Source organism: Paenibacillus sp. cl6col (assembly GCF_900102125.1).
Taxonomy (GTDB): domain Bacteria; phylum Bacillota; class Bacilli; order Paenibacillales; family Paenibacillaceae; genus Paenibacillus_B; species Paenibacillus_B suaedae.
The window spans coordinates 423535-444434 of the sequence record NZ_FNAZ01000004.1 but is presented as its reverse complement, the minus strand read 5'-3'; the positions used below and the strand labels follow the sequence as shown (position 1 = coordinate 444434).

General features: G+C 49.4%; 16 protein-coding genes. 6 read left to right on the top strand and 10 right to left on the bottom strand.

Annotation, left to right across the window (positions count from 1 at the left end):
• Window positions 1-4: 4 nt before the first annotated feature.
• The 8 genes from BLS15_RS13810 to BLS15_RS13775 form a co-directional block, all read right to left on the bottom strand.
• Window positions 5-2224: a hypothetical protein gene (locus tag BLS15_RS13810; RefSeq protein ID WP_021256100.1), complete on the bottom strand. Its 2220-nt coding sequence runs from the start codon at window positions 2222-2224 to the stop codon at window positions 5-7.
• Between the two features lie 397 nt (window positions 2225-2621).
• Window positions 2622-4151, bottom strand: coding sequence for a PH domain-containing protein (locus BLS15_RS13805; protein WP_021256101.1), 1530 nt, complete (start codon window positions 4149-4151; stop codon window positions 2622-2624).
• On the bottom strand, window positions 4141-4620 hold the full coding sequence (locus BLS15_RS13800) for a PH domain-containing protein (RefSeq protein WP_021256102.1): 480 nt from the start codon (window positions 4618-4620) through the stop codon (window positions 4141-4143). Before BLS15_RS13800 ends, BLS15_RS13805 begins: the two co-directional genes overlap by 11 nt.
• A 27-nt stretch (window positions 4621-4647) precedes the next feature.
• Window positions 4648-5697, bottom strand: a complete 1050-nt coding sequence (locus BLS15_RS13795; RefSeq protein WP_028533626.1) for a LolA family protein — start codon at window positions 5695-5697, stop codon at window positions 4648-4650.
• A gap of 2 nt (window positions 5698-5699) precedes the next feature.
• The gene (locus BLS15_RS13790; protein ID WP_021256104.1) at window positions 5700-7196 is read right to left on the bottom strand and encodes a sensor histidine kinase; all 1497 of its coding nucleotides are present in this window, start codon (window positions 7194-7196) and stop codon (window positions 5700-5702) included.
• Window positions 7193-7900 carry a response regulator transcription factor gene (locus BLS15_RS13785; protein ID WP_021256105.1) on the bottom strand — a complete coding sequence of 236 codons (708 nt, stop codon included), beginning with the start codon at window positions 7898-7900 and terminating at the stop codon, window positions 7193-7195. The genes BLS15_RS13790 and BLS15_RS13785 overlap by 4 nt, the downstream gene beginning before the upstream one ends.
• A gap of 246 nt (window positions 7901-8146) precedes the next feature.
• Entirely contained in the window at window positions 8147-9250 is a 1104-nt protein-coding gene (locus tag BLS15_RS13780) for a D-alanine--D-alanine ligase (RefSeq protein ID WP_021256106.1), read from the bottom strand.
• 61 nt (window positions 9251-9311) lie between these two features.
• Window positions 9312-10319 (bottom strand): amidase domain-containing protein, encoded by a 1008-nt coding sequence (locus BLS15_RS13775; RefSeq protein ID WP_021256107.1) that lies wholly within the window; start codon window positions 10317-10319, stop codon window positions 9312-9314.
• 414 nt (window positions 10320-10733) lie between these two features.
• On the opposite strand from BLS15_RS13775, the gene acnA reads away from it, so the two are divergent.
• Entirely contained in the window at window positions 10734-13457 is a 2724-nt protein-coding gene (gene acnA, locus BLS15_RS13770; protein WP_021256108.1) for an aconitate hydratase AcnA, read from the top strand.
• A gap of 254 nt (window positions 13458-13711) precedes the next feature.
• Here acnA and BLS15_RS13765 read toward each other — a convergent pair whose 3' ends face one another.
• The gene (locus BLS15_RS13765; protein WP_090512155.1) at window positions 13712-14410 is read right to left on the bottom strand and encodes an ArsR/SmtB family transcription factor; all 699 of its coding nucleotides are present in this window, start codon (window positions 14408-14410) and stop codon (window positions 13712-13714) included.
• 130 nt (window positions 14411-14540) lie between these two features.
• Between BLS15_RS13765 and BLS15_RS13760 the strand changes: the two genes are divergently transcribed.
• The 3 genes from BLS15_RS13760 (at window position 14541) to BLS15_RS13750 (ending at window position 18091) form a co-directional block, all read left to right on the top strand.
• Window positions 14541-15161: a flavin reductase family protein gene (locus BLS15_RS13760; protein ID WP_021256110.1), complete on the top strand. Its 621-nt coding sequence runs from the start codon at window positions 14541-14543 to the stop codon at window positions 15159-15161.
• A 215-nt stretch (window positions 15162-15376) separates the two neighbouring features.
• Entirely contained in the window at window positions 15377-16462 is a 1086-nt protein-coding gene (locus BLS15_RS13755; RefSeq protein ID WP_021256111.1) for a glycosyltransferase family 61 protein, read from the top strand.
• 222 nt (window positions 16463-16684) lie between these two features.
• Window positions 16685-18091 carry a hypothetical protein gene (locus BLS15_RS13750; protein ID WP_028533621.1) on the top strand — a complete coding sequence of 469 codons (1407 nt, stop codon included), beginning with the start codon at window positions 16685-16687 and terminating at the stop codon, window positions 18089-18091.
• 182 nt (window positions 18092-18273) lie between these two features.
• Here BLS15_RS13750 and BLS15_RS13745 read toward each other — a convergent pair whose 3' ends face one another.
• Window positions 18274-18999, bottom strand: coding sequence for a nitrous oxide reductase accessory protein NosL (locus BLS15_RS13745; protein ID WP_021256113.1), 726 nt, complete (start codon window positions 18997-18999; stop codon window positions 18274-18276).
• A gap of 211 nt (window positions 19000-19210) precedes the next feature.
• Between BLS15_RS13745 and BLS15_RS13740 the strand changes: the two genes are divergently transcribed.
• Window positions 19211-20197: a YncE family protein gene (locus BLS15_RS13740; protein ID WP_021256114.1), complete on the top strand. Its 987-nt coding sequence runs from the start codon at window positions 19211-19213 to the stop codon at window positions 20195-20197.
• Window positions 20198-20217: 20 nt separating this feature from the next.
• Window positions 20218-20895, top strand: a complete 678-nt coding sequence (locus BLS15_RS13735) for a response regulator transcription factor (RefSeq protein WP_021256115.1) — start codon at window positions 20218-20220, stop codon at window positions 20893-20895.
• Window positions 20896-20900: the final 5 nt, after the last annotated feature.

Here is a 20900-nt window from a genome sequence, read left to right as displayed (position 1 = left end):
TGTGTCATGGAAGACGATGGAACACTTCCTTCATGTCGTAATAGCTTTGCTTCAAACGTTCTGTATAGCCAACTTTATCCCACTGTTTCCATGTGTATACTTGGATATTGTGTAAAGAGTAGTTCTTCCATGCACGAGTTTGTGCACCTGTCGATGAATTCCCTCCTCGTTCCACAACCCAAGGCAAGAATCGTATCCCTTCTGTTGCAATCGTCGGCAGATCTCGCTTTCGTTCCACGTCGCCATATGAAATGACTTGCTTCGTACTCGGGTCTGCGAAACCAAGCAGCATCCACGGAATTCGAATTTCGACGGTGTCGCCCTTCGCCTCCCAAGCTGCAAGCGAGTTGTATGACTTGCTGTTCGGGTCGCTCGTCCCTCGATGCAGCTTGCCTACAAAAATATCTTGAAATGGATGCGCCGATCTTGTATCCGGGGGTTCCATCTTCAGACTAACTGCCAGCTTCCATGGATTGAACAATCCTGAATTATCCTTCATTTCCTGCGGCTTCGGTTCAACCATCCAATAACCGGATGGGCCATACAGCCTGTTGTTGAAGTCATAATTCGAAGCGATGCGAACCTCACTATCCTTGCCGATGACCGTAAGTGTCTCCAGCCCTTCGTCCAGCTTAATACCCGGAAGCTCCTTCATGGTGCGATTGCCGCCTGTTTGCGTATTCGCCCCGATGTATAGCGTCTGCTTGTCAGGATCGAACGGCTTATCCAGCTTAAGCATTGTATAGACATAGCCCTCGTCATGGGTGATCCACATCTCACGAACCCCCGGCAAATCTGACTTCAGCAGCATTTTCTCATCGTCTGGAATAGCATCCCAATCCTTGGAATCCCCATCGATAACAATGGCATCCGCCTTGCTCGGGTACATGCCCAGTAGCCCAAACATTTTCTCGTTCGTTAACACATTGAGCCAATACGGCCTGCGGTCAGCAGGAACTTCAATCTTCATCGTATTCCACGTCTTCTTGAACCACTCATCCTGCCACATGAACAGAATTGCTCCTGCATAATGCTCATCGTAAATGTCCTGTGTGAGCGATGCATCGATACGCCCTTGCTCACGCTCATTATGACCGCCTTGATTGCGTCCTCCCATACCCAGATGAGAGATGCCAATCGAAGATGGCACGCCATATTCCGTGATCATGACCGGCATATCCTTGAACTCCGCCTTCAGCTTGCGCAGATACGCCTTGTACGTATTGAACTGCCCTTGCTTGTCGCGAATCGTCTGCAGCGAAGTATCCAAGTGGAAGAAGTCTGGGTAGTACGGATAGACGTGATAAGCAGCGAAATATCCCGCGCTCCAAGCCTTCGGCTGAATTTTCCTTGCGTCGACGCTCACCATATCTTCTTGGAATAGTGGCTCTCCCGGGTGCTTCAGCACATCTGTGGTTACCCAGTTCGTGAACGTCATCGGGTGATGCCACCCATATTCGTTCTCCACCGCGGCAGCGTGATCAAGCATTTCGGCGAGCCAGCTCTCAAATGGGCTTGCTTGCCCAGTCGCGTTGAAAAAGGAACCTGTGTAAGCCGATACCTTGCTATGCTTCTTGTTTGTCTTATCAACCATCACTGGATCCCATTCCGTCCCGATATGCCAAGCCATCAAGTAATCACTGGCGTTCGTCCTATACTTCCCTCTCGCTGTACCGGATTGATCTGGTAGCGTAATATCGCCGTATACCGCTCGTACAACCTTCTCAATTTCGTGCTTGAACTTCTCTTTGATCTCGGGCAAGTATGCATCTTGCGACTCGATCAGCTCTTCCTCAGGCGACCATATGCCTTGAATAAAATAGAGCGGCCGCTCCGCTTTATCGCGGTTAAACTTCACAAGCGCTTCGTAAAACACCGGATTGTGCACGGTGTATACCCGGATCACATTCGCGCCCATATCATGTATCTGCTGGAACCAACGCAGATAATCTTCTTCTTGTATCGGGAACTCCCCTGGGAAGTATCCAGGCAGTGTAGCGCCCAGATTGACTCCTTTAACAAAGATTGGCTCGAAGCCATCTTCTTTGTACTCTAGGATGCGGTCGCCCTCCGTCTTGAACTTCAGCTTGATGCCATCCTCACCAGCGTAGGCGACAGGCTTGGAAGACAGCAACTCCGGCATCCAATACAATCCGCCTGCAAATATAATTATGACCGGCATCAGTATGCCTATAACGAGATTTCGCTTTTTCCTACGGTTCATAGATATGTGACCTGTTCACCCTTTCTGTGAGTGTTGTCCGCAACCTCTTTTACTATCTAACCAAGTTTTTTTCTGGAATAACATGGTTAGATAGTCGCGTTTTGAAAACTAGGACCCTCATTTTCTGCTGGTTATTGCAGCGCTGAAGCAAAGAAAAAGCCTGCTGCGAAGCGATTTGATCACTCCCTTTCGGATTACGCGAACGATTAGGTTGGAGAAATTGTAAATCGATATCATTTGTCATCATTTGACGCAAATACATCGAAAAAGTTGCGTTTTTGTAACCATTTTACCAATAAAATGTATATTTATCGGACTATGGTCACCCCTCGTCTGAGCGTTTTGTACCATAGTTTTACAGAACATAAAAAAACAGGAGGATCCCCCTCCTGTTTGGTTATTCAGGTTTGTGACGGCTGTACCATTGCCATACATGTGCGACGTCGCGGTCGTCGAAACATGTCGCAGTATAGGAATGTCCGCTCATAATCGTAACATGTAGGGAGCGAATATTTCGCTGACGCTGAAAGTAACTGTCTTTCGTTGAAAGCGAGACAATATGCGGTCTCAACATATAGCAGGACTTTCTAGCGATCGCGCGGCTTCGTATCATTAGCTGCTTGTTCTGGATACCAATTCCCGCGTCCTTAAGTCGCAGTGTCCCCATCCCGAGCAATATCGGCATTAAGAGCCACAGCCAATGGGCCATATTCCCCTGCCACCAATAGAGCAGTCCGTAAGTGGTAAGGAAGAGCAGCAGTTCCATACGAACATAGTACCACCAGGCCCGACCAGGCGGACGATGCTGCACAGCATCGTCCGCCAATTCAACTTGCGGTACAAAATGGGCTAACAAATGCGGAAGATCCCGAACCCGAATAAGCGGATGCAGCAGCAAGGATTCTTTCTTATCTGCTGACAGCACTCCGACCTCCACCTGTGCGTACCCGAGCAGCTGACGAAGCATGCCCTCCTTCACAATGATTTCCTGCACTCGGCCTGGTTTGAAGGCGTTCACTTTCTTCTCGAATAGTCCGTAGGAAATGACAATCTCGTCCCCCTGCACCACCGCTGTAAATCGATAGTACTTCACGACGAACAACAGCGTTGAGATGAGCCATGCAAGTATAAGACCACCGACTCCGAGCACGACATAAGTCAGATGGCTTGGGATCGCGGACATCATCTGCTCCATTAGTCTTTGCATCAGCCCATCTGGCAGAATCAGCTTCAGCAGGTCATCTGCGAAGTTCGTAATCGCCAAATAGAAGGCAAGCAGCATGCCTAAATGGATCGTTGTCGCCGAGGATAGGAATAATGTTCCTACCTTCAGCCTTATGTCCCGTGCGGACAAGCCCGCCTCCTCTGACGGTTTGTCCTGATCCTTCTGATCCGCGCCTGCTGTCGCATGGACATTGTTACTAGGCAGCATATGATTAGCGCCTGCCGTCTTAGGTATATCGCCGCTCTCTAGGCCGATCTGCGGAGTACTCTGCTTGCGCTGCGTTAAAATAGTGCGCAATTCCTCCGCATGTGCAAGCGACAATGTAGGCAGCACGCCATCTCCATCCGCATCTCCACCAGGCGTCTCAATCTTCAACTGAGCTGTCCGGCTTACACGCTGCAGGAAGGACTGCTCCAAGCGTACCGAGTGAATGCGCCGATAGAAGATTGTTTTTTCTTCCCGAATCCAAATCCCTTTATTGATGACGAGCTTGTCTTCCTCGAAGCGGAAGGTGAACCTTCTCCAATCCAACACCGCATCTACGATTGCATAGACAACAATGGCGGCAAAAAGAATCTGCATCCACGAGTGATCCTTAGCCTTCCATGCGTAGAGAATGAGGAAAGGCCATATGGCCTTGGCTACCTGTAGAATCGAAAATCCCATGTGCAGTGGATGAAGGCGCATCTCCTTATTCTTCATGGTCATCCACCTTCGCCAGCTCTGCAATTTTGGCCTTTAGCCGCTCCGCTTCTTCCTCTTGGACTGCCAGAATCCGATGAGTCGTCGCCGCAGTTACGACTGACAATTGCGAGAGCCCATACTTGCGCAGCAGCGGCCCGCGTTCTGTCTCTACATGCTGTACGCGATTCATAGGCACAATCGTATGTTTCAAATAAATAACTCCTGATTGAATGTGCAGTTCTTCCTCAAATACTTCGAATGCAAAATAACGATAAGTCAGTACCGGTTCAATCCATACGAACCAAATGAAAGACAACGCCCATAATCCTGATGCAATCCAAGCGGGGTACTGTACCCAACCTTGTACAGAAGCGATAATAACATAGGCAATAATGACTGCGGCCATAATGCCATGTGCAATGACGCCTGCAATGCGAGATGCTTTCCTATAGTCAGGATGCAACTTTTGCCCCAGCTTACTCTCCATTCTACATCCCCCTCCCACCATCGGGACTTATTTACTCATGCCCTCTGCAATCTTGATTAGTTCTTCTTGCGTAACATCTGGGTTCGACGGAATCATCGTGTAACGGAATCCATCCTCGTCCCACGTAAGCGAGTGTATTTCGTCCCAATACCATCCTGATTTTCCTCGCACCGTTACTGCCGTGCCCAAATCTCTTTGTGCGTCAGCAGGGGTTCTGAACAGACTGACACTTACATAAGATATACCGTTTTTGTCATACTCCAAAGAGATTTCCGTACGCTTCATCTCTTCCTCTAACTGCGCCAGCTCTATCTTCTTCAACGAAAAATCCTTATCCGTTATTTGTAGAAATGGAGCTCCTGCCGCTTTCTTCGCTTCCTCCAGTGATACCTGCTTCGCCGGGTTCAGCTCATTGATGTCACGCACCGGAATATCTTTCGGTATGCTCAACTGGAACGTATCTGCCGTGAACTTCGGCGCCATATCCAGCTTCGTATATTCGAAAGTGGATTTGACCGCACCGCTATCGATTTTGCTCTTTATCACCATCCAAGTAGATTGATCGACCCATAACTCCATTTGCTTCAGCAGGGCATTCTTCTTTTTGGATGAAGCCTTAATATGAACCGTTTGATGTTCGCCGACTTTTTCGTCTCCCATCGATTCAATACGATACGATTTGTTCAAATGTTCCAGCATATTTTTCAACTGCTCCCGCTGCGTCATCGGCCGCATCCCGTCACCTACGTCCATTTTGAACGCTTGCCGATTATGCTCATCCCATACCGTAATCAGCTTGCCGTCACTCACAGATATGGCTCGCTCATTGTCCTTAATTACTTCTTCCCGCTTCTTCTTCGTCTCTGCATCCGACCATTCCTTCAGGATATAACGCTCAGTTTCTTTGCCGTTCTCATAAGAAACCGTAACACCTTCCGCGTAGTAGGAGACTTCCTTCTTACCCGCTTCCAGCGCTTGACTCACGAGTTGTTCCCCGCTCAATTTCACCGAACTGGTACAGCCTGTAAAGATCAAGCTGCTTGCTAGTAATAGACTGCCTGCAAATCGGAACATCATCTTCATTCATCCTCTCTGTCTGATCCTTGTTCGTAACTAAATCGACAGGCCAATAATGTGCCATGCGCCGCAGCCGACCATACGCCGATGCTCCCGCCATGCCGCTCCGCGATCATATTTGCGATACTAAGTCCTAGTCCTGATGCTCCGCCAGTACGAGACTTCGTCCTCGACTGGTCAGCCTGGTAAAAGGGTTGGAACAGCTTCTCGATATGCTGTGTCTCTATCTCTTCGCCTTCATTCTGAACGAGCAGCACTAGCGCATTCCCTCTCCAAACCTGAACACGGTCAACAAACGCCGGGAACAACCATTCCGGCAGCGGCTGATTCTCTGAAAAAGCCCCCAGCCAAATCGTTTTCCCATACGGCGTATACCGGATTGCATTCCCCATCAAATTATCCACGAGTCTCATCATCTGCTTCGCATGGAATGGATAGACGCCGGCCACCTCATTTCGAATGTCGAGATGAATGCCTCGCTGCGCACAAACCGCATCATATCCCGAGAACAGCATATCGAACAGTTCTTCCCCGTCCACGAGGACTTGCTCCTGCCCATCCCCGTTCTCCGTAGAACGAAGTGCTGTGTAGGTCGCCAGATCGTCCAGCATCTGCTGCATGTAGCCGATTTTATCAAGCATAATGCCGAAGTATTCCTTCTTCTCATCCGCTGTTACTTGCTTATCTTGCTGCAACGATTCCGCATATGCTCGAATGGAGGTAAGCGGCGTCTTCAGGTCATGGGACAACGATGCGACCATGTAATCCCGCTCCTGCTGCTCCGCAGCAATTTGCGCTCTGGCCTGCCCAACCTGCTCTCTCATGTCGTAAAAATGGGCAATCAGGGTTCCCATCTCGTCCTTGGAGCTGCGGCTAATATCAGGAACAAGCTCATTGCGTGCAAATGCAGTCATCTGCCGCATCAACTGCTTCATTGGAAGATTCAACTTCCGCTGAATAACAAAGAGCGCCGCGCCATATAGGGCAATAAAAAACAGCACGGCACAACCAATGACGATATACGTCCTATATTGGAAGGCGTTAAGCCATTTTTCGCGCACCATCGTGACTTCATAGAACCCAATAAGTGTTCCTTTCTCGAACACGGGCTTTTTCAACGTATACGTATCATGGCTTTGCTCCAGCTTGTACAGGTTCTCGTACAATTGCTCTGGATTGACACGATACATGGATGGAAGCAGCTTGTTCTCCATCGATGTAAATACTTGAACGCCATCTGCCCGATATAGCGTGATCTTGAGCGAGTGGTCAGCGACTCGACTGACCGCCTGGAACTTGTCCTGCGGCTGGATGCGATACAGCGAAGGCGCTGCTATAACCTGCTCCACTTCACTTAGGCGCTCCATCACATCCATATATTCGGCTAATCCTTCCCGTTCATCATAGGACTGCAGCAGCCCGAACAAAGCAGCGAATGCCACGAGCGGCAGGATCATAACGACAAGACAAGTGATCATCAGCCAATGTGTAATCTTCATCTGCGCTGCTCACCAATGAACCGATAGCCCGTTCCCCACACCGTCTGTATATAAGTGGGATTGCGTACGTCATCTCCAAGCTTCATGCGCAGACTCTTAATATGAACAGACACTGTGTTGTTGCCTTCCGCATCGGCCTGCTGCCATACATGCTCATATAGCTCCTTCTTCGTAAACGCACGCTGCGGGTGATGAGCAAGAAGTACGAGAAGTGCCCATTCCTTGGCTGTTAGGGTGATGGACTGATCTCCCATGCTTGCAAGTTGGTGCTTCTCATCAATAGCGAGCCCACCCTCGAAGGACAAGCTGTCCGTTGAGGCTTCTGCCCCATCCGTATAACGCTTGAATCTTCGCAGATGCGAATCGATTCTAGCCGTAAGCTCGGACAAGCTGAACGGCTTCGTCACGTAATCATCCGCCCCGAGCTTCAAGCCCTGTACCTTGACCTCATCCTCCAGCCGCGCACTTACTATAAGAAGCGGAACGTTACTCGACAGCCGGATATTTTTACACAAGGTGAACCCATCCATCTCCGGCAGCATCAAGTCTACGATAACCATGTCATAGGTACCAATGCGGAAGTCCTCCCACCCCTCCAGTCCTGTGGAAGACCAGGTGACCTCGTATCCTTCCCGACGCAAATGATCTCTAACAATTCTCGCGATTTCTCTATCATCTTCGACAAGTAATATGTTCGCATTCATGTGTACCTCGCTCCTTGCCCACATTATAATTGTTCCTAAGCTGCATCCTTCGGATTTCATACTTTCTTTATAAAATCGACCGCAATTGGATAGACCATATGCATTCTCGTTATTACCATAAAAAATGGGCCTGCCCTGCAAGTAGTCGCTCTACTCACAAGACAGCCCATTCTATTTCTTCCTATTTAATTAGGTGAAACAATTTCCGTATTCGTAACCTGTAATATCTCAAGCAGCACCTTCTGCTTATACATTTTCAAAATAAAGCTGCTGCTTCATTTTGTAGCGTTCCATCGCTAATTGAATCAAACGATCCAGCAGCGCTCCGTACGCAACCCCTGTTTCCTTCCACATGAGCGGATACATGCTAAAAGGCGTAAAGCCGGGCATCGTATTCACTTCATTGATGAATACCTGCATATCCGAACGCCGTACGAAGAAGTCGACGCGAGACAAGCCTGAGCCGTCAATCGCTCGGAATGCAAGTACCGCCATCTCTCGCAGGCGATCCAGAAGCTCCTCGTCCAGCGGAGCAGGAATAACGATTTGCGATTTGCCATCGATATATTTTGCTTTGTAATCATAGAACTCACCGGAAGACACAATTTCGCCTGGCACGGATGCTTCTGCTTCGTCATTGCCAAGCACGCTGACTTCTACTTCGCGAGCGTCTACGAACTCTTCTACAATTACCTTGCGGTCATAGCGAAGCGCAACCTCGATTGCCTGCTTCAACTCGGCATCATTGCGCGCCTTCGAAATGCCTACCGACGAACCCAAGTTAGCTGGCTTAATGAAGCATGGGTAGCCAAGTTCTGATTCAATATTGGCCATCACATCGGCTTGATGATGCTCCCATTCGCTGCGAATGAAGTGAACATATTTGCATTGCGGCAAGCCGGCATGCGCAAATACCTGCTTCATGACAGCCTTATCCATACCTACGGATGATGCCAATACACCTGCGCCGACATAAGGCACATTCGCCATTTCGAACAAGCCTTGGATCGTTCCGTCTTCCCCGTTCGTTCCATGAATAAGCGGGAACATAACATCGATGCCGTTCCCCGCATTTCCGGTGCTGTCGACCCGAGCGAACAGCATTTCCATTGCGTCCTTCGTGTAACCGGCAGCGCCTTCTAATGTCAGCTCTGATTTATCGCTAAATGGTTGATGACGCAATTCTCCTACGCGCCATTCCCCTGTCTTTGTAATATAGAATGGAATAATATCATACTTCTCGTAATCCATTGCTCCCATCACGGCAAATGCCGTCGATAATGATACTTCGTGTTCTCCTGATTTGCCGCCGTACACCAAGCCGACGCGCATCTTCTCCTGTTGTCCCATAATTCCCTCCGTCAGCGCATCAAGCGCCTGTTGTCCCTCCTACGCTGTCCATGCTGCTCCTCTACAGAGCATCAATAATATGGAAGAAGCGATATTGCGTAGCCTCAGTCCACGCGTAGGAATCCTGATAGTCCCAATAACGGTGACGGCTGTTCGTCGTATGCGCATTAATGAGCGGCATGCCGTTTGCATCAAATGCAGTTACGATCGTCGTGTGTTGGAAATGGCCATCTCCATCCCAATCATAGGCGATGACGTCGCCAAGCTGCAGATCAGTTGGCTGTGCAACCAGCACTGCTCGCAAGCTAGATGCGCTATTAGCAAGCAAGCGCTCTAGACTGTTCGCGACCGCCCAGCTGTAGCTCCAGTTCTCCTGACCGTTGACCATTCCTTTATACCACCAGCCCGTTTCTCTTCTACCAGTATAGTTCATAGGCACCCCCCCTGCAAAGAGACATTGGGAGACATAATTGGTGCAATCGACCTCAAACGACAGAAAACGGGGATTAGGCTCGTTCCACCATTGTTCTGCATATTGTACCGCTCTCTCCCGCCGATAGGGGGAAGACTTCTGCGGCCGCATATTCATGCCTAGCACATCATAATTCAATAGGGGCATCGAGCGGTTCTGCCTCTCAGCATAATGCTGCGCCTCATGATTCTCGTCATCCAGCTTGCTGCCATGACGCTCATGGGCCGGTGTTTCTACTCGTGTAATAATCCAGCTGTCACCGTCTCGGTTCAGTGTCAATCGCTCGATGTCAATTCGCTCATCGAACAAGGACACACCCTGCTGGTCATACTCGCGCTGGACGTGGAACTCTACGTCGACAGCCACTTCTCCATCGCCTTCATGCTTGCGTACGATTTTAGCCTTTGTCTCGCTCTTAAGCGGTGTTGTTCCGCGTTCGCGATACCACAATTTCAATCTTCTGGCCCGCTCGCTGGCCTTCATAACATACTCCATATCCTCGATAGGTGCCTGAACCGCATAATTCCGATCATCCACTTCTGAGCGATTGTGCTGATCTACATAGAGATACAGCGTATTTTTCCAATCTTGCCGCATGCTACTGCCTCCTTGTACGGGCGCGCCTCCGGCGGACAACCGTCCTTGAAAGCCGCGGAATATTGCTACCATATATATGCGTCATCCACATCGCTCATGTCCTGTGGAATGACCTTGGGAAGCACGGTTATCAATTGTGTGCTTAGGGCTACGAATCTGCTCTTTATCGAACAAACGACCAGACATCACAAATATGTGCGAAAAGCACGTACATTTAGGCATTTTTATGCAGAAAAACCTCTTTACGCTCATACGGGAACACGCTATACTGGAGATGTGAAGCAATTATGAAATAACGTTTCATCTAGTGGAACTAATAGAAAAAAATTAACTATCTGCATACCTGCCAGCACACGTGAATCAGATGCATCACCAAGCAAGAGATGAACACAGAACCAAGAAGGAGGTTTCTCTATGGCAAGAACAGATGCTTTTTCTACAGCACGCGAGTTAACCGTCGGCAATCATTCCTATCGCTACTACAGCTTGGAAGCGTTCGAGGCGCAAGGCAACGATATTTCCCGCCTTCCATTTTCGATCAAGGTGCTGCTTGAAGCAGCCCTGCGCCAATTCGACGGCCGCGCCATTACGAAGGATCACGTAAACCAGATCGCCAATTGGGCGAATGGCCGTGATGAGAATAAAGAGATTCCATTCATTCCAGCACGTATCGTGCTTCAGGACTTCACAGGCGTACCCGTTGTTGTCGATCTGGCAGCGATGCGGGATACGGTGAAAAAAGCCGGTGGAGATCCGAAGCAAATTAATCCGCTTGTTCCGGTCGATCTCGTTATTGACCACTCTGTCATGGTTGATGCATTCGGCACTAAGGATGCACTCGAATATAACATGAACGTGGAATTTGAGCGCAACGAAGAGCGCTACCGCTTCCTTCGCTGGGCGCAAACGGCGTTCGACAACTTCCGTGCGGTACCACCTGCAACAGGTATCGTTCACCAAGTGAACTTGGAATACCTCGCTTCCGTAGCGGCTACGAAGCAGGTTGACGGCGTTACTGAAGTATATCCTGACTCGCTCGTTGGTACAGACTCGCATACGACGATGATCAATGGTCTTGGCGTTGTAGGCTGGGGCGTTGGCGGTATTGAAGCAGAAGCAGGCATGCTCGGACAGCCGCTCTACTTCGTTACACCAGAGGTTATCGGCTTCAAGCTGACAGGCAGCTTGGCGGAAGGCGCTACGGCGACTGACCTTGCACTGACAGTTACCCAAATGCTGCGCAAGAAGGGCGTAGTCGGCAAGTTCGTTGAATTCTTCGGTCCAGGCCTTGGGAACATCAGCTTGGCTGACCGTGCAACTGTAGCGAACATGGCTCCAGAATACGGAGCAACGATCGGCTTCTTCCCTGTTGATCAAGAGACATTGAACTACATGAGTTTGACTGGCCGCTCCGAAGAGCAAATCGAGCTCGTGAAGGCTTATTATACAGCCCAAGGCTTATTCCGCACGGAGGCTACCGAAGATCCGGCATTCACAGATGTCATTGAATTGGATCTCGGCTCGATCGTACCAAGCTTGGCTGGTCCGAAGCGTCCGCAAGACCGTGTAGAGCTGACGAACATGAAGCAATCCTTCCTTGATATCGTGCGCACGCCGATCGATAAGGGTGGATATGGTCTGAGCGACGAGAAGATCGAACAGCAAGTTGCGGTTACTCATCCGAACGGTGAGACAACACAGCTGAAGACAGGTGCTGTCGTAATCGCGGCTATCACTAGCTGTACGAATACGTCCAATCCTAGCGTAATGATCGGTGCAGGTCTAGTTGCAAAGAAAGCGGTAGAGCGTGGCTTGAAGAAGCCTGCTTACGTGAAGAGCAGCTTGACGCCTGGTTCCCTTGTCGTTACCGAATATTTGAACAAATCCGGCTTGATCGAGCCGCTGGAAGCGCTCGGCTTCCATGTTGCCGGCTACGGCTGCGCAACATGTATCGGCAACTCCGGTCCGCTTCCTGACGAAGTAAGCAAGGCAATCGCAGATGAGGATATGACCGTTGCCGCTGTCTTGTCCGGTAACCGCAACTTCGAAGGCCGTGTCCATGCTCAGGTGAAGGCGAACTATCTCGCTTCTCCTCCACTGGTTGTGGCATATGCACTTGCGGGTACAGTCAACATTGACCTTGCGAACGAGCCGCTTGGCTACGACAGCAACAATGAACCTGTATTCTTGAAGGACATCTGGCCAACATCCGAAGAAATCAAGGAAGCTGTTGCTCAAGCGATTACACCGGATATGTTCCGTGATAAATACGAAAATGTATTTACTCAAAACGAGCGTTGGAACTCCATTCCGGTTCCAGAAGGCGAGTTGTACGAGTGGGATGAGAAGTCCACGTACATTCAGAATCCTCCGTTCTTCTCGAACCTTGGTTCTGATTTGAACGATATTGCAGATATCCGCGACGCGAAGGTATTAGCGCTGCTCGGCGATTCCGTAACGACTGACCATATCTCGCCAGCCGGCAATATTAAGGTCGACAGCCCTGCTGGACAATACTTGATCGATAATGGCGTAACTCGTCAGGACTTCAACTCCTACGGTTCCCGCCGCGGCAACCATGAGGTCATGATGCGCGGTACATTCGCAAACATCCGTATCCGCAACCAAATCGCGCCAGGCACAGAAGGCGGCGTAACGAAGTACTTGCCTACGGATGAAGTGATGTCCATCTATGATGCTTCCATGAAGTATCAAGCAGACGGTACAAACCTAATCGTAATCGCTGGTAAAGAATACGGTACAGGCAGCTCCCGCGACTGGGCTGCGAAGGGCACTTACCTGCTCGGCGCAAAAGCTGTTATCGCCGAAAGCTTCGAACGTATCCACCGTTCCAACCTGGTCGGCATGGGCGTTCTGCCGCTTCAATTCCAAGACGGCAACAGCTGGCAGACTCTCGCCTTGACTGGAACGGAAACATTCAGCATCGTAGGCTTGTCCAACAACGTGGAGCCAGGTCAATCTCTGCAAGTTGTGGCAACTCGCGAAGACGGTACGCAATTCGAATTCCCGGTAACAGTTCGTCTCGACAGCATGGTCGATGTCGACTACTACCATAACGGCGGCATCCTGCAAACGGTTCTTCGCCAAATGATCGCGCAAGAGCGCTCGCACGCGTAACTATAATTAATCTCGGCCCAACATGGTCAACATGAAGAGCCCCCTTATCGACGATATTGGCTGGACACCTAGTGTGTTCCTCCAATAAAGCATAAGGGGGCTTTTTTATAAGTGTATAAAAAAAGAGAAGTACCTGTAAGTAATGTATGGCTAGAATAGGTAATAGACTAGCTCTATCCTCAGACTCTGCTACTGTTACTTCAGTTACTGTTACTGTTGCTTCCTCTGATATGGCATCTGTGGAGGACACCCCTTTACACCAAATGCTTCATATCTACATCAATACCGAACGTTTCCTGAAATCCTATCGTGCCTGCTGCCGTTACCTGAATAGCTCTCGTCTTCGGCAGCCGCTCGAGCCAGCCCTTCTCTAGCATTTTTTCCAATAGGGCATTGCCTAAGGCTCCCGCTAGATGATGTCGGCGTTCACTCCAGTCCAAGCATTTCAATATATAGGCGCGCCGTTTCTTATGCGTCTCTACCAGATCTATATGAAATGCCGTGAAGAACGCCTCGCCTTGCTCTGTAATCTGATAAGTCTCCCCGACATCTTCCATCAATTCCATTCGAAGAAGAGCTTCAGTCACCTGTACGCCCACACGCCCGGCGAGGTGATCGTAGCAAGTGCGCGCATAACGGATTTTCTTATCTTCATTGTGCTGCTGTAATGACTTGATCGGAACAGGAGGCGCAATCGATAGTAAAGTCTCCATCACATGAGCGACCTCTTGATTCCGAATGCCGTAATAGCGGTGTCGCCCCTGCTTCTCCATCGTGATGACATCGGCTTCGATCATTTTGGCCAAGTGGAAGCTGGCAGTTTGCGGCTTAATTCCAGCCATAGAAGCAAGCTCGCTCGCTGGGTGAAATCGGCCATCCAACAGTGCCGTCAACATAGCAGCACGAGAGCAATCGCTGACAAGCGAAGCGATGACAGCTGCATTGGCATCCATTTGTCTAGACACGACATTCCCCTCCTTGATTGTCACGATTGTATTTCATACTTCGATGATAATGGAATTATTTACGTTTTACAATGCAGAGGTATGAACAAAGAACCCAACCATAGGAGGCACAATGAATATGGAAATGATGAAGAAGAGGATGTCTGCAAGAAGCATTCAGCCGAAAGTTTTGTATTATGGAACTCCGGTCATATTGTTGAACACATTAAATGAAGATGGAACCACCAATATAAGCCCCTTGTCTTCATCTTGGGCCTTAGGAAATTGTATTGTACTAGGGATTGGACTTGGAGGCAAAGCGATTGAAAATATTCAGCGCCATCCGCAATGCGTCATCAACGTTCCGAGCCCTGAGCTGTGGGGCAATGTCGAGAAGCTGGCTCCCTATACAGGAAAGCAGCAGGTTCCCGAATTCAAACAGCACATCGGAATTCACTATCATTCAGATAAATATGGAGTGAGCGAACTGACGCCAACTGAATCAACTGCCGTACAGCCGAGCCGTATTGCAGAGTGCCCCATTCAGATCGAGGCGAATGTGAGACATATCCGCATTCCTGAACACACTCCGTTCATGGCGATTGTCGAGACGGAAGCCGTTCACGTTCATGCCCATGAGGATATTCTCATCGGGAATAACCATATTGATCCGCGGAAATGGAGTCCGCTTATTTATAACTTCCGCCACTACTTCGGACTTGGCACTGAGCTCGGCAAGACGTACCGAGCAGAAACATAGAGCATCGAAAAAAGCCAAAAAAGCTGCTGTACCGGCGAGGAACTCCCCTTTTCCGGCCAGTGCTTCTCATTTCAAGCTGGATGTATATGTGAAATGTGCATCTTCCCCTTCTGACTTGCCCTTGCTGCCCCTTATTCTGTTGCATACTCTATTCATAGAGTTCTGCTATTCGTGGCATATGCAACTGTAGCAATTTGCAAAGGAGGGCTGGAGTGATGAATATATTTCCGAATCAGACTTATCTACGAACACGAGACTGGGCTGCTGGAACCGCTGTTAACCCTCAACAATTTCAAGAACGATATCGTGTGCTTTACCCGGCAGAAACGATTATTCTTCCTCCTCCCAAAGGAGTAGACACGCCTCGATGGGGATCTATATGTCACTTTGATGAAGCATTCGTGGCCGTTATACCAGGGGGAAGGGTCATGACTGGAAGCGGTCATGTGGTAACGCCTGACCACCGCCGGCTTCAAGACGTAGAACTCCCCCCTTATCCTTACCCGTTCAATGAGCTTCCTGAGCCGCAATATACATCAGAAACTGTAGCCACATTAATGTGGGGCTGGAATATTCCCGGCTATGCATATCACCAAGCTATTTTCGGGCACTGGTTTTTTGATTATTTGACCCGCATTCATTTGCTGGAGCAGAGCGGAATCGCTATCGACAAATATTTGGTTGGCCAACTGACACATTCTTTCCAATATGAATCGCTGCAAATGCTCGGCTTTCCGATGGAGAAGTTAATACAGGTTGACCGTAACGATTTCCATTTGGTCGCAAACAAGCTGGTCGTGCCGGCCGTACCATTCCTTATTGGCGGATGCCCGAGCTGGGCCAGTCAATACATTCGCACCCGTCTGAAAAATGCTTCCATTGCTCCTCGTCCTGGCTATGAGCGAATCTACGTTAGCCGTCAAGATGCGTTCGTTCGACACGTCATTAATGAAGAAGAAGTCATGCAAGTTTTGGCCGAGAAGGGCTTCGTCCGCATTGTGCTTACACCACTGTCCACGGCTGAAAAGATTGCAATTTATTCTTCAGCGCAAGTTATCGTTTCGCCGTTCGGAAGCGGGAGCATTAATACCGTGTTCTGCAATCCAGGCTCTACATTGATCGAACTGACGCCGTTAACAGTTATGGATGGTTACTTTTGGAAAATTAGCAATTATGCAGGTATGAATTACTATGAGGTTCTATGTAATATCGAGCAGCCGCCAAAGCAGCTCGCTGGCTTTGATAACCTGATCGTCGACATCGACAAGCTGAAGCGCGTCCTTCATATGGCAGGCATTTAGTTGTGCCTGCCATATGTAGCGATTAGCACAGGGCTATGCAAGGACACGCCGCTTGCTGGCTGTATCTTCCGGTTAAATGCAAATGTGAACGACTCGCGTCCTCTCTCATCCGCCTGATGATGACCAAATGATAGGTATCCGCATAGTATGAAGCACATAATTCGAAGAGCTTCCACGCTTCCGAAACCTATGTTAACGCTTACATTATGGGAGGCGATTCCATTGGTCGTTACACTCGTCGGGATACACTGGGTGTATCTGCTGTTCATTGGGTTAATTATTGGCTTCCTCGTCATGCGGAGAGATACGACCATTGTATGTATGGCGGGGATATTCCTGCTCGGCTTGCTGGCAACTTCCTCGGTCAGTTCAGCGGTCAGCGGTATATTTACCAGCTTTATTTATGCCATTAAGGAGTTGCTTGGCACCATTCTCATCATCTCGATTATTGTCGCGATGAGCCGTGTGCTGCTCGCGTCCGGCATTAATGAAACGATGGTATCTCCATTCACCAAGCTAATGCGCGGTCCCACGATGGCCTATTGGACACTTGGGATAGTTATGGTCGTCATCAGCACCTTCTTCTGGCCGTCGCCAGGTGTCGCTCTTATTGGTGCGGTGCTGCTGCCAGCAGCAATTCGCGTAGGGCTGCCTCCTCTTGCTGTTGCGATGGCTATGAATTTATTCGGACATGGTATCGCATTGTCAGGCGACTTCGTCATTCAGGGCGCACCAAAGCTTACCGCGGATGCAGCCGGATTGCCTGTTAAGAGCGTGCTGGAAGCCAGCATCCCGCTTGTGATGGTCATGGGTGTCGTCACCACGGTCGTAGCGTTCTGGATGATGCGCCGCGATATGGGGTGTGGTCTTCTGACCATGAGTACCGGTCTTGCCAAAAATGACGACCGCAGCAGCTTCCATGTTCCCCGTATTCCCTTATCTCCCGTTGCCAAAACAACTCTAGCCATTCTCATTCCCCTGCTCTTCGTCATCGACGTCATCATGCTGTTCCAGCTAAATCTTCAGGGTGGGGAAGCAACGGCGCTTATCGGCGGAACCGCTGCAATCACACTCATCGTCGTTACCCTGCTCACCCATCGCAAGCAAGCATTTGAACAGACAACCAGCTACCTCGTGGACGGCTTTCTATTTGGTTTCAAAGTATTCGGCCCTGTCATTCCAATCGCCGCATTCTTCTATTTAGGAGACTCTGCCTTCTTCGAAATCTTCGGCAAAACTCTGCCCGCGGCATCGCATGGGATTGTGAACGATCTAGGGTTGGCGCTTGCACACAGCGTTCCACTCCACCCTGCCATCGGTGCAATTACCCTCACCATTGTAGGAGCTATTACAGGATTGGATGGGTCAGGATTCTCCGGCATCTCGCTTGCCGGCTCCATAGCGTCCCTGTTCGGGGCCGCCATTGGCGGCGGGACAGATACCCTGACTGCACTCGGTCAAGTTGCCGCCATATGGGTCGGAGGGGGAACACTAATCCCATGGGCGCTCATACCAGCAGCAGCTATTTGTGGCATCAGCCCGTTCGAGCTGGCACGCCGCAACCTTGTCCCGGTGATCATCGGCTTAACCGCCACGACACTCGTCGCAATGCTGCTGCTTCTCTTGTAGCAATAAGTCCCACCTGCTCGCTGCTTTGCAACAGGTGGGACTTATTTTGATTCATCCATCATTATTATTGTTACCTTGACACCTTTTCAACTTATATCGACTATGTCTGACAGATTTTCTTTAATCCTCATCACTAGTGTTTGTTATCCTTCAGAGCCATCATTTTAGTATTTGTTATCACTTTAGTGTTTGCCATCATTTTTTTGCTTATCATCGCTTTTGTGCTTGTCGTCCCCATTATTGCCATGGTCCATTGATTTGTTCATGCTTCCATTGTGCATGCCGCCGTTTTTCATTTTCTCTTTCCTCTTCAAATAACGTTGGTGGGAGATTTCATCAATTTCCTTCCACGATGCTTCCTTGCCCTTCAGGGCTTGATTGTCCGACACGAACTTCTGCGCTGCATCCTGCGTAGCGAACAACGCATAGCCATATTTCATCGGTGTCTTAATATCCGCCTTTACCGGAGTTGAATCCTTTGCTGTCACCCATTCTAATGTACTATAATCTCTCACCCAGGATGCAGCCGGCTTCTCTTTCATATCTCGCTCATAATTCAATAAGCAGCCGACATCGTCAAAATAGAGATGCTGACCATCTGCTGTCTGCATTTGCGCTGTAAACATCCCCATATCTTCTTCTCTCAAATAGATTTTCATTTGGCAAAAGGCGCATAAGTCCTCATGAGTTGGCTCCTCCGCATGCGCTGCAGCCAGTTCCTGCTTGAGTTGTGCCTTATTCTCAGTCGTTTGGTTTACTTGTTCCTTCCCCGTATTCGGAGCCGCTGCCCCCTCAACTGGCGCCGCAGCTTGTTCGCCCTTCTCTCCCGCATGGTCTGCACCGCCACATCCAGCAAGAATACTCAGCATCATGATCGAACAAATAAAAATAGCTAACCCCTTTTTCATATAACACCCTCCACGATGGAATTCATTGACAGATCAAATGCTAGCAAGCAATTGTGAGGAGATTGTGAAGGAAGTGAAATGAATTGTTGAACTTTATGTTGCAATTTTCCAAAAAGAAGTACAAAACTTCATAGATTTGATCAGATTTTGTGTCTAAAGCCGCTATAATGTTGCTATATTCCATTTTTTGAAATACAGGAGGAAGCGCCTTATGCGCCTTGCACCTTTCTTACGCACATTTTTGCCTTTGTTTGTTCCGCTCACTCTTGCTTTTGTTCTCACCGGGTGCGGCAAGAACGATTTCCAGCCTATAGAGCAGCAGCCTATTATCGTCAGCGTCAATGTGAAGGACCATAGTCTCTCTTTCCTTGATCCTGTCCGCAATAAGGTATCGGCGGCATGGCAGCTCGATTTCCCGCTTAGCGGCGCCCTATTCCTTGCGCAGGATCAATTGCTCGTCTACGGCAAGCAGGCGGACAAGGCTCTCATTTACCAATTGTCTACGGGAAAGCAGATCGAGACATGGGACGTAGGCAAAGGAGCGGCCAATGCGCTGCTGTCCCATTCGAAGCAATTTGTCTATTTTGTTGATCAGCATCATAAATCGATTCGCGCTTTCCGGCTGGACGGCACGCTTCAGTACGAGGTTGCTGTAGGCAAGCAGCCGTTGCATATGTATGAGGCGAAGGACGGGAGCAAGCTGTACGTCATCAATTTCGACGATACGACGATGTCCATTATAGATACTCGATTGCAAAAAGTTGTACAAACATTCGGCATTAACGAATCTTCGGCTGGCGGTCTGCTGTTGGATGATCGGCGTGAGCTGTGGGTTGGCGGCCACGGAAGCGGGGCTGAAGTTGAGTCGGACATCCATGTGTACAACATGGATACCGGTTCGCTTATTCGGCGCATCCCAGCTCCTTATATGCCCGTAAGCTTCGCACAGACGGATACAGGCATATTCGCACTGAGCCACGGATCCAGCACGCTTCGCAAGTTCGCGCGGAATACCGGCGCAGAGCTTGGCACGATCAAAATTGGCGCCAACCCGTTCGAGATGAAGGAAATTGGCAGAAATCTATACATCGCTAGTTATGATAGCAATGAGATCTACGTCATCGATCCCAACTCACTCACCGTCAGCTCAATCATTCCCGTGGGCCAAGGCCCATTCCAGATTATGTCCAACTCATAAGCGCAAGGAGGAGAGCAAGCATGAACCAGTCTCGATTGCTCATTATCGATGATGAAGAAGATATGAGAGCACTCGTGCATATGTATTTGAAAAGCTCTGGATTCGAGGTGTACCAAGCCGCGAATGGCGAGGAAGCGCTAGAGATTCTGTCTGCCATGTCCATCGATCTAATTGTTGCCGATGTCATGATGCCAGTTCTGGATGGCTTCACGCTCTGTCTGAACATACGCCAGTCCTCTAACGTGCCAATCGTCTTCTTAACGGCAAGAGGAGAAGAATGGGATCGTGTCTATGGCCTGAAAATCGGTGCCGACGATTATATTGTAAAGCCGTTCAGTCCAAGCGAGCTGATCGCCCGCATCGACGCGGTTCTGCGCAGGGTCAATCGAGAATCTGCAGCAGACAAAACGGTTCAGCTATACGGCCAAATCGAGATCAATGAACGAGGTAGAACGGTCAAGGTATGCGGCGAGCCCTTAGCCCTCACCTTGAAGGAATTCGAGCTTCTCCTTTTCTTATGCCGCCACCGCGGTCAAGCACTCAGCCGCGAGCAGCTTCTGCAGCACGTGTGGGGCATCGATTACGAGGGCAGTGTTAGAACTGTAGATACACATATCAAAACACTGCGCATTAAGCTCGGCAATGTGGGTGAATTCATTCAAACGATGTGGGGCATCGGATATAAACTTGAGGTGTAAATGGC

Excerpts from the sequence above, each read along its gene's own strand:
- BLS15_RS13735 (WP_021256115.1), top strand. The coding sequence starts at position 20,218 with ATGAACCAGTCTCGATTGCTCATTATCGATGATGAAGAAGATATGAGA.
- BLS15_RS13805 (WP_021256101.1), bottom strand. The coding sequence starts at position 4,151 with ATGAAGAATAAGGAGATGCGCCTTCATCCACTGCACATGGGATTTTCG.
- BLS15_RS13775 (WP_021256107.1), bottom strand. The coding sequence starts at position 10,319 with ATGCGGCAAGATTGGAAAAATACGCTGTATCTCTATGTAGATCAGCAC.
- BLS15_RS13800 (WP_021256102.1), bottom strand. The coding sequence starts at position 4,620 with ATGGAGAGTAAGCTGGGGCAAAAGTTGCATCCTGACTATAGGAAAGCA.
- BLS15_RS13760 (WP_021256110.1), top strand. The coding sequence starts at position 14,541 with ATGGAAATGATGAAGAAGAGGATGTCTGCAAGAAGCATTCAGCCGAAA.
- BLS15_RS13790 (WP_021256104.1), bottom strand. The coding sequence starts at position 7,196 with ATGAAGATTACACATTGGCTGATGATCACTTGTCTTGTCGTTATGATC.
- BLS15_RS13745 (WP_021256113.1), bottom strand. The coding sequence starts at position 18,999 with ATGAAAAAGGGGTTAGCTATTTTTATTTGTTCGATCATGATGCTGAGT.
- BLS15_RS13780 (WP_021256106.1), bottom strand. The coding sequence starts at position 9,250 with ATGGGACAACAGGAGAAGATGCGCGTCGGCTTGGTGTACGGCGGCAAA.
- BLS15_RS13810 (WP_021256100.1), bottom strand. The coding sequence starts at position 2,224 with ATGAACCGTAGGAAAAAGCGAAATCTCGTTATAGGCATACTGATGCCG.
- BLS15_RS13785 (WP_021256105.1), bottom strand. The coding sequence starts at position 7,900 with ATGAATGCGAACATATTACTTGTCGAAGATGATAGAGAAATCGCGAGA.
- acnA (WP_021256108.1), top strand. The coding sequence starts at position 10,734 with ATGGCAAGAACAGATGCTTTTTCTACAGCACGCGAGTTAACCGTCGGC.
- BLS15_RS13765 (WP_090512155.1), bottom strand. The coding sequence starts at position 14,410 with ATGGATGCCAATGCAGCTGTCATCGCTTCGCTTGTCAGCGATTGCTCT.
- BLS15_RS13755 (WP_021256111.1), top strand. The coding sequence starts at position 15,377 with ATGAATATATTTCCGAATCAGACTTATCTACGAACACGAGACTGGGCT.
- BLS15_RS13740 (WP_021256114.1), top strand. The coding sequence starts at position 19,211 with ATGCGCCTTGCACCTTTCTTACGCACATTTTTGCCTTTGTTTGTTCCG.
- BLS15_RS13795 (WP_028533626.1), bottom strand. The coding sequence starts at position 5,697 with ATGATGTTCCGATTTGCAGGCAGTCTATTACTAGCAAGCAGCTTGATC.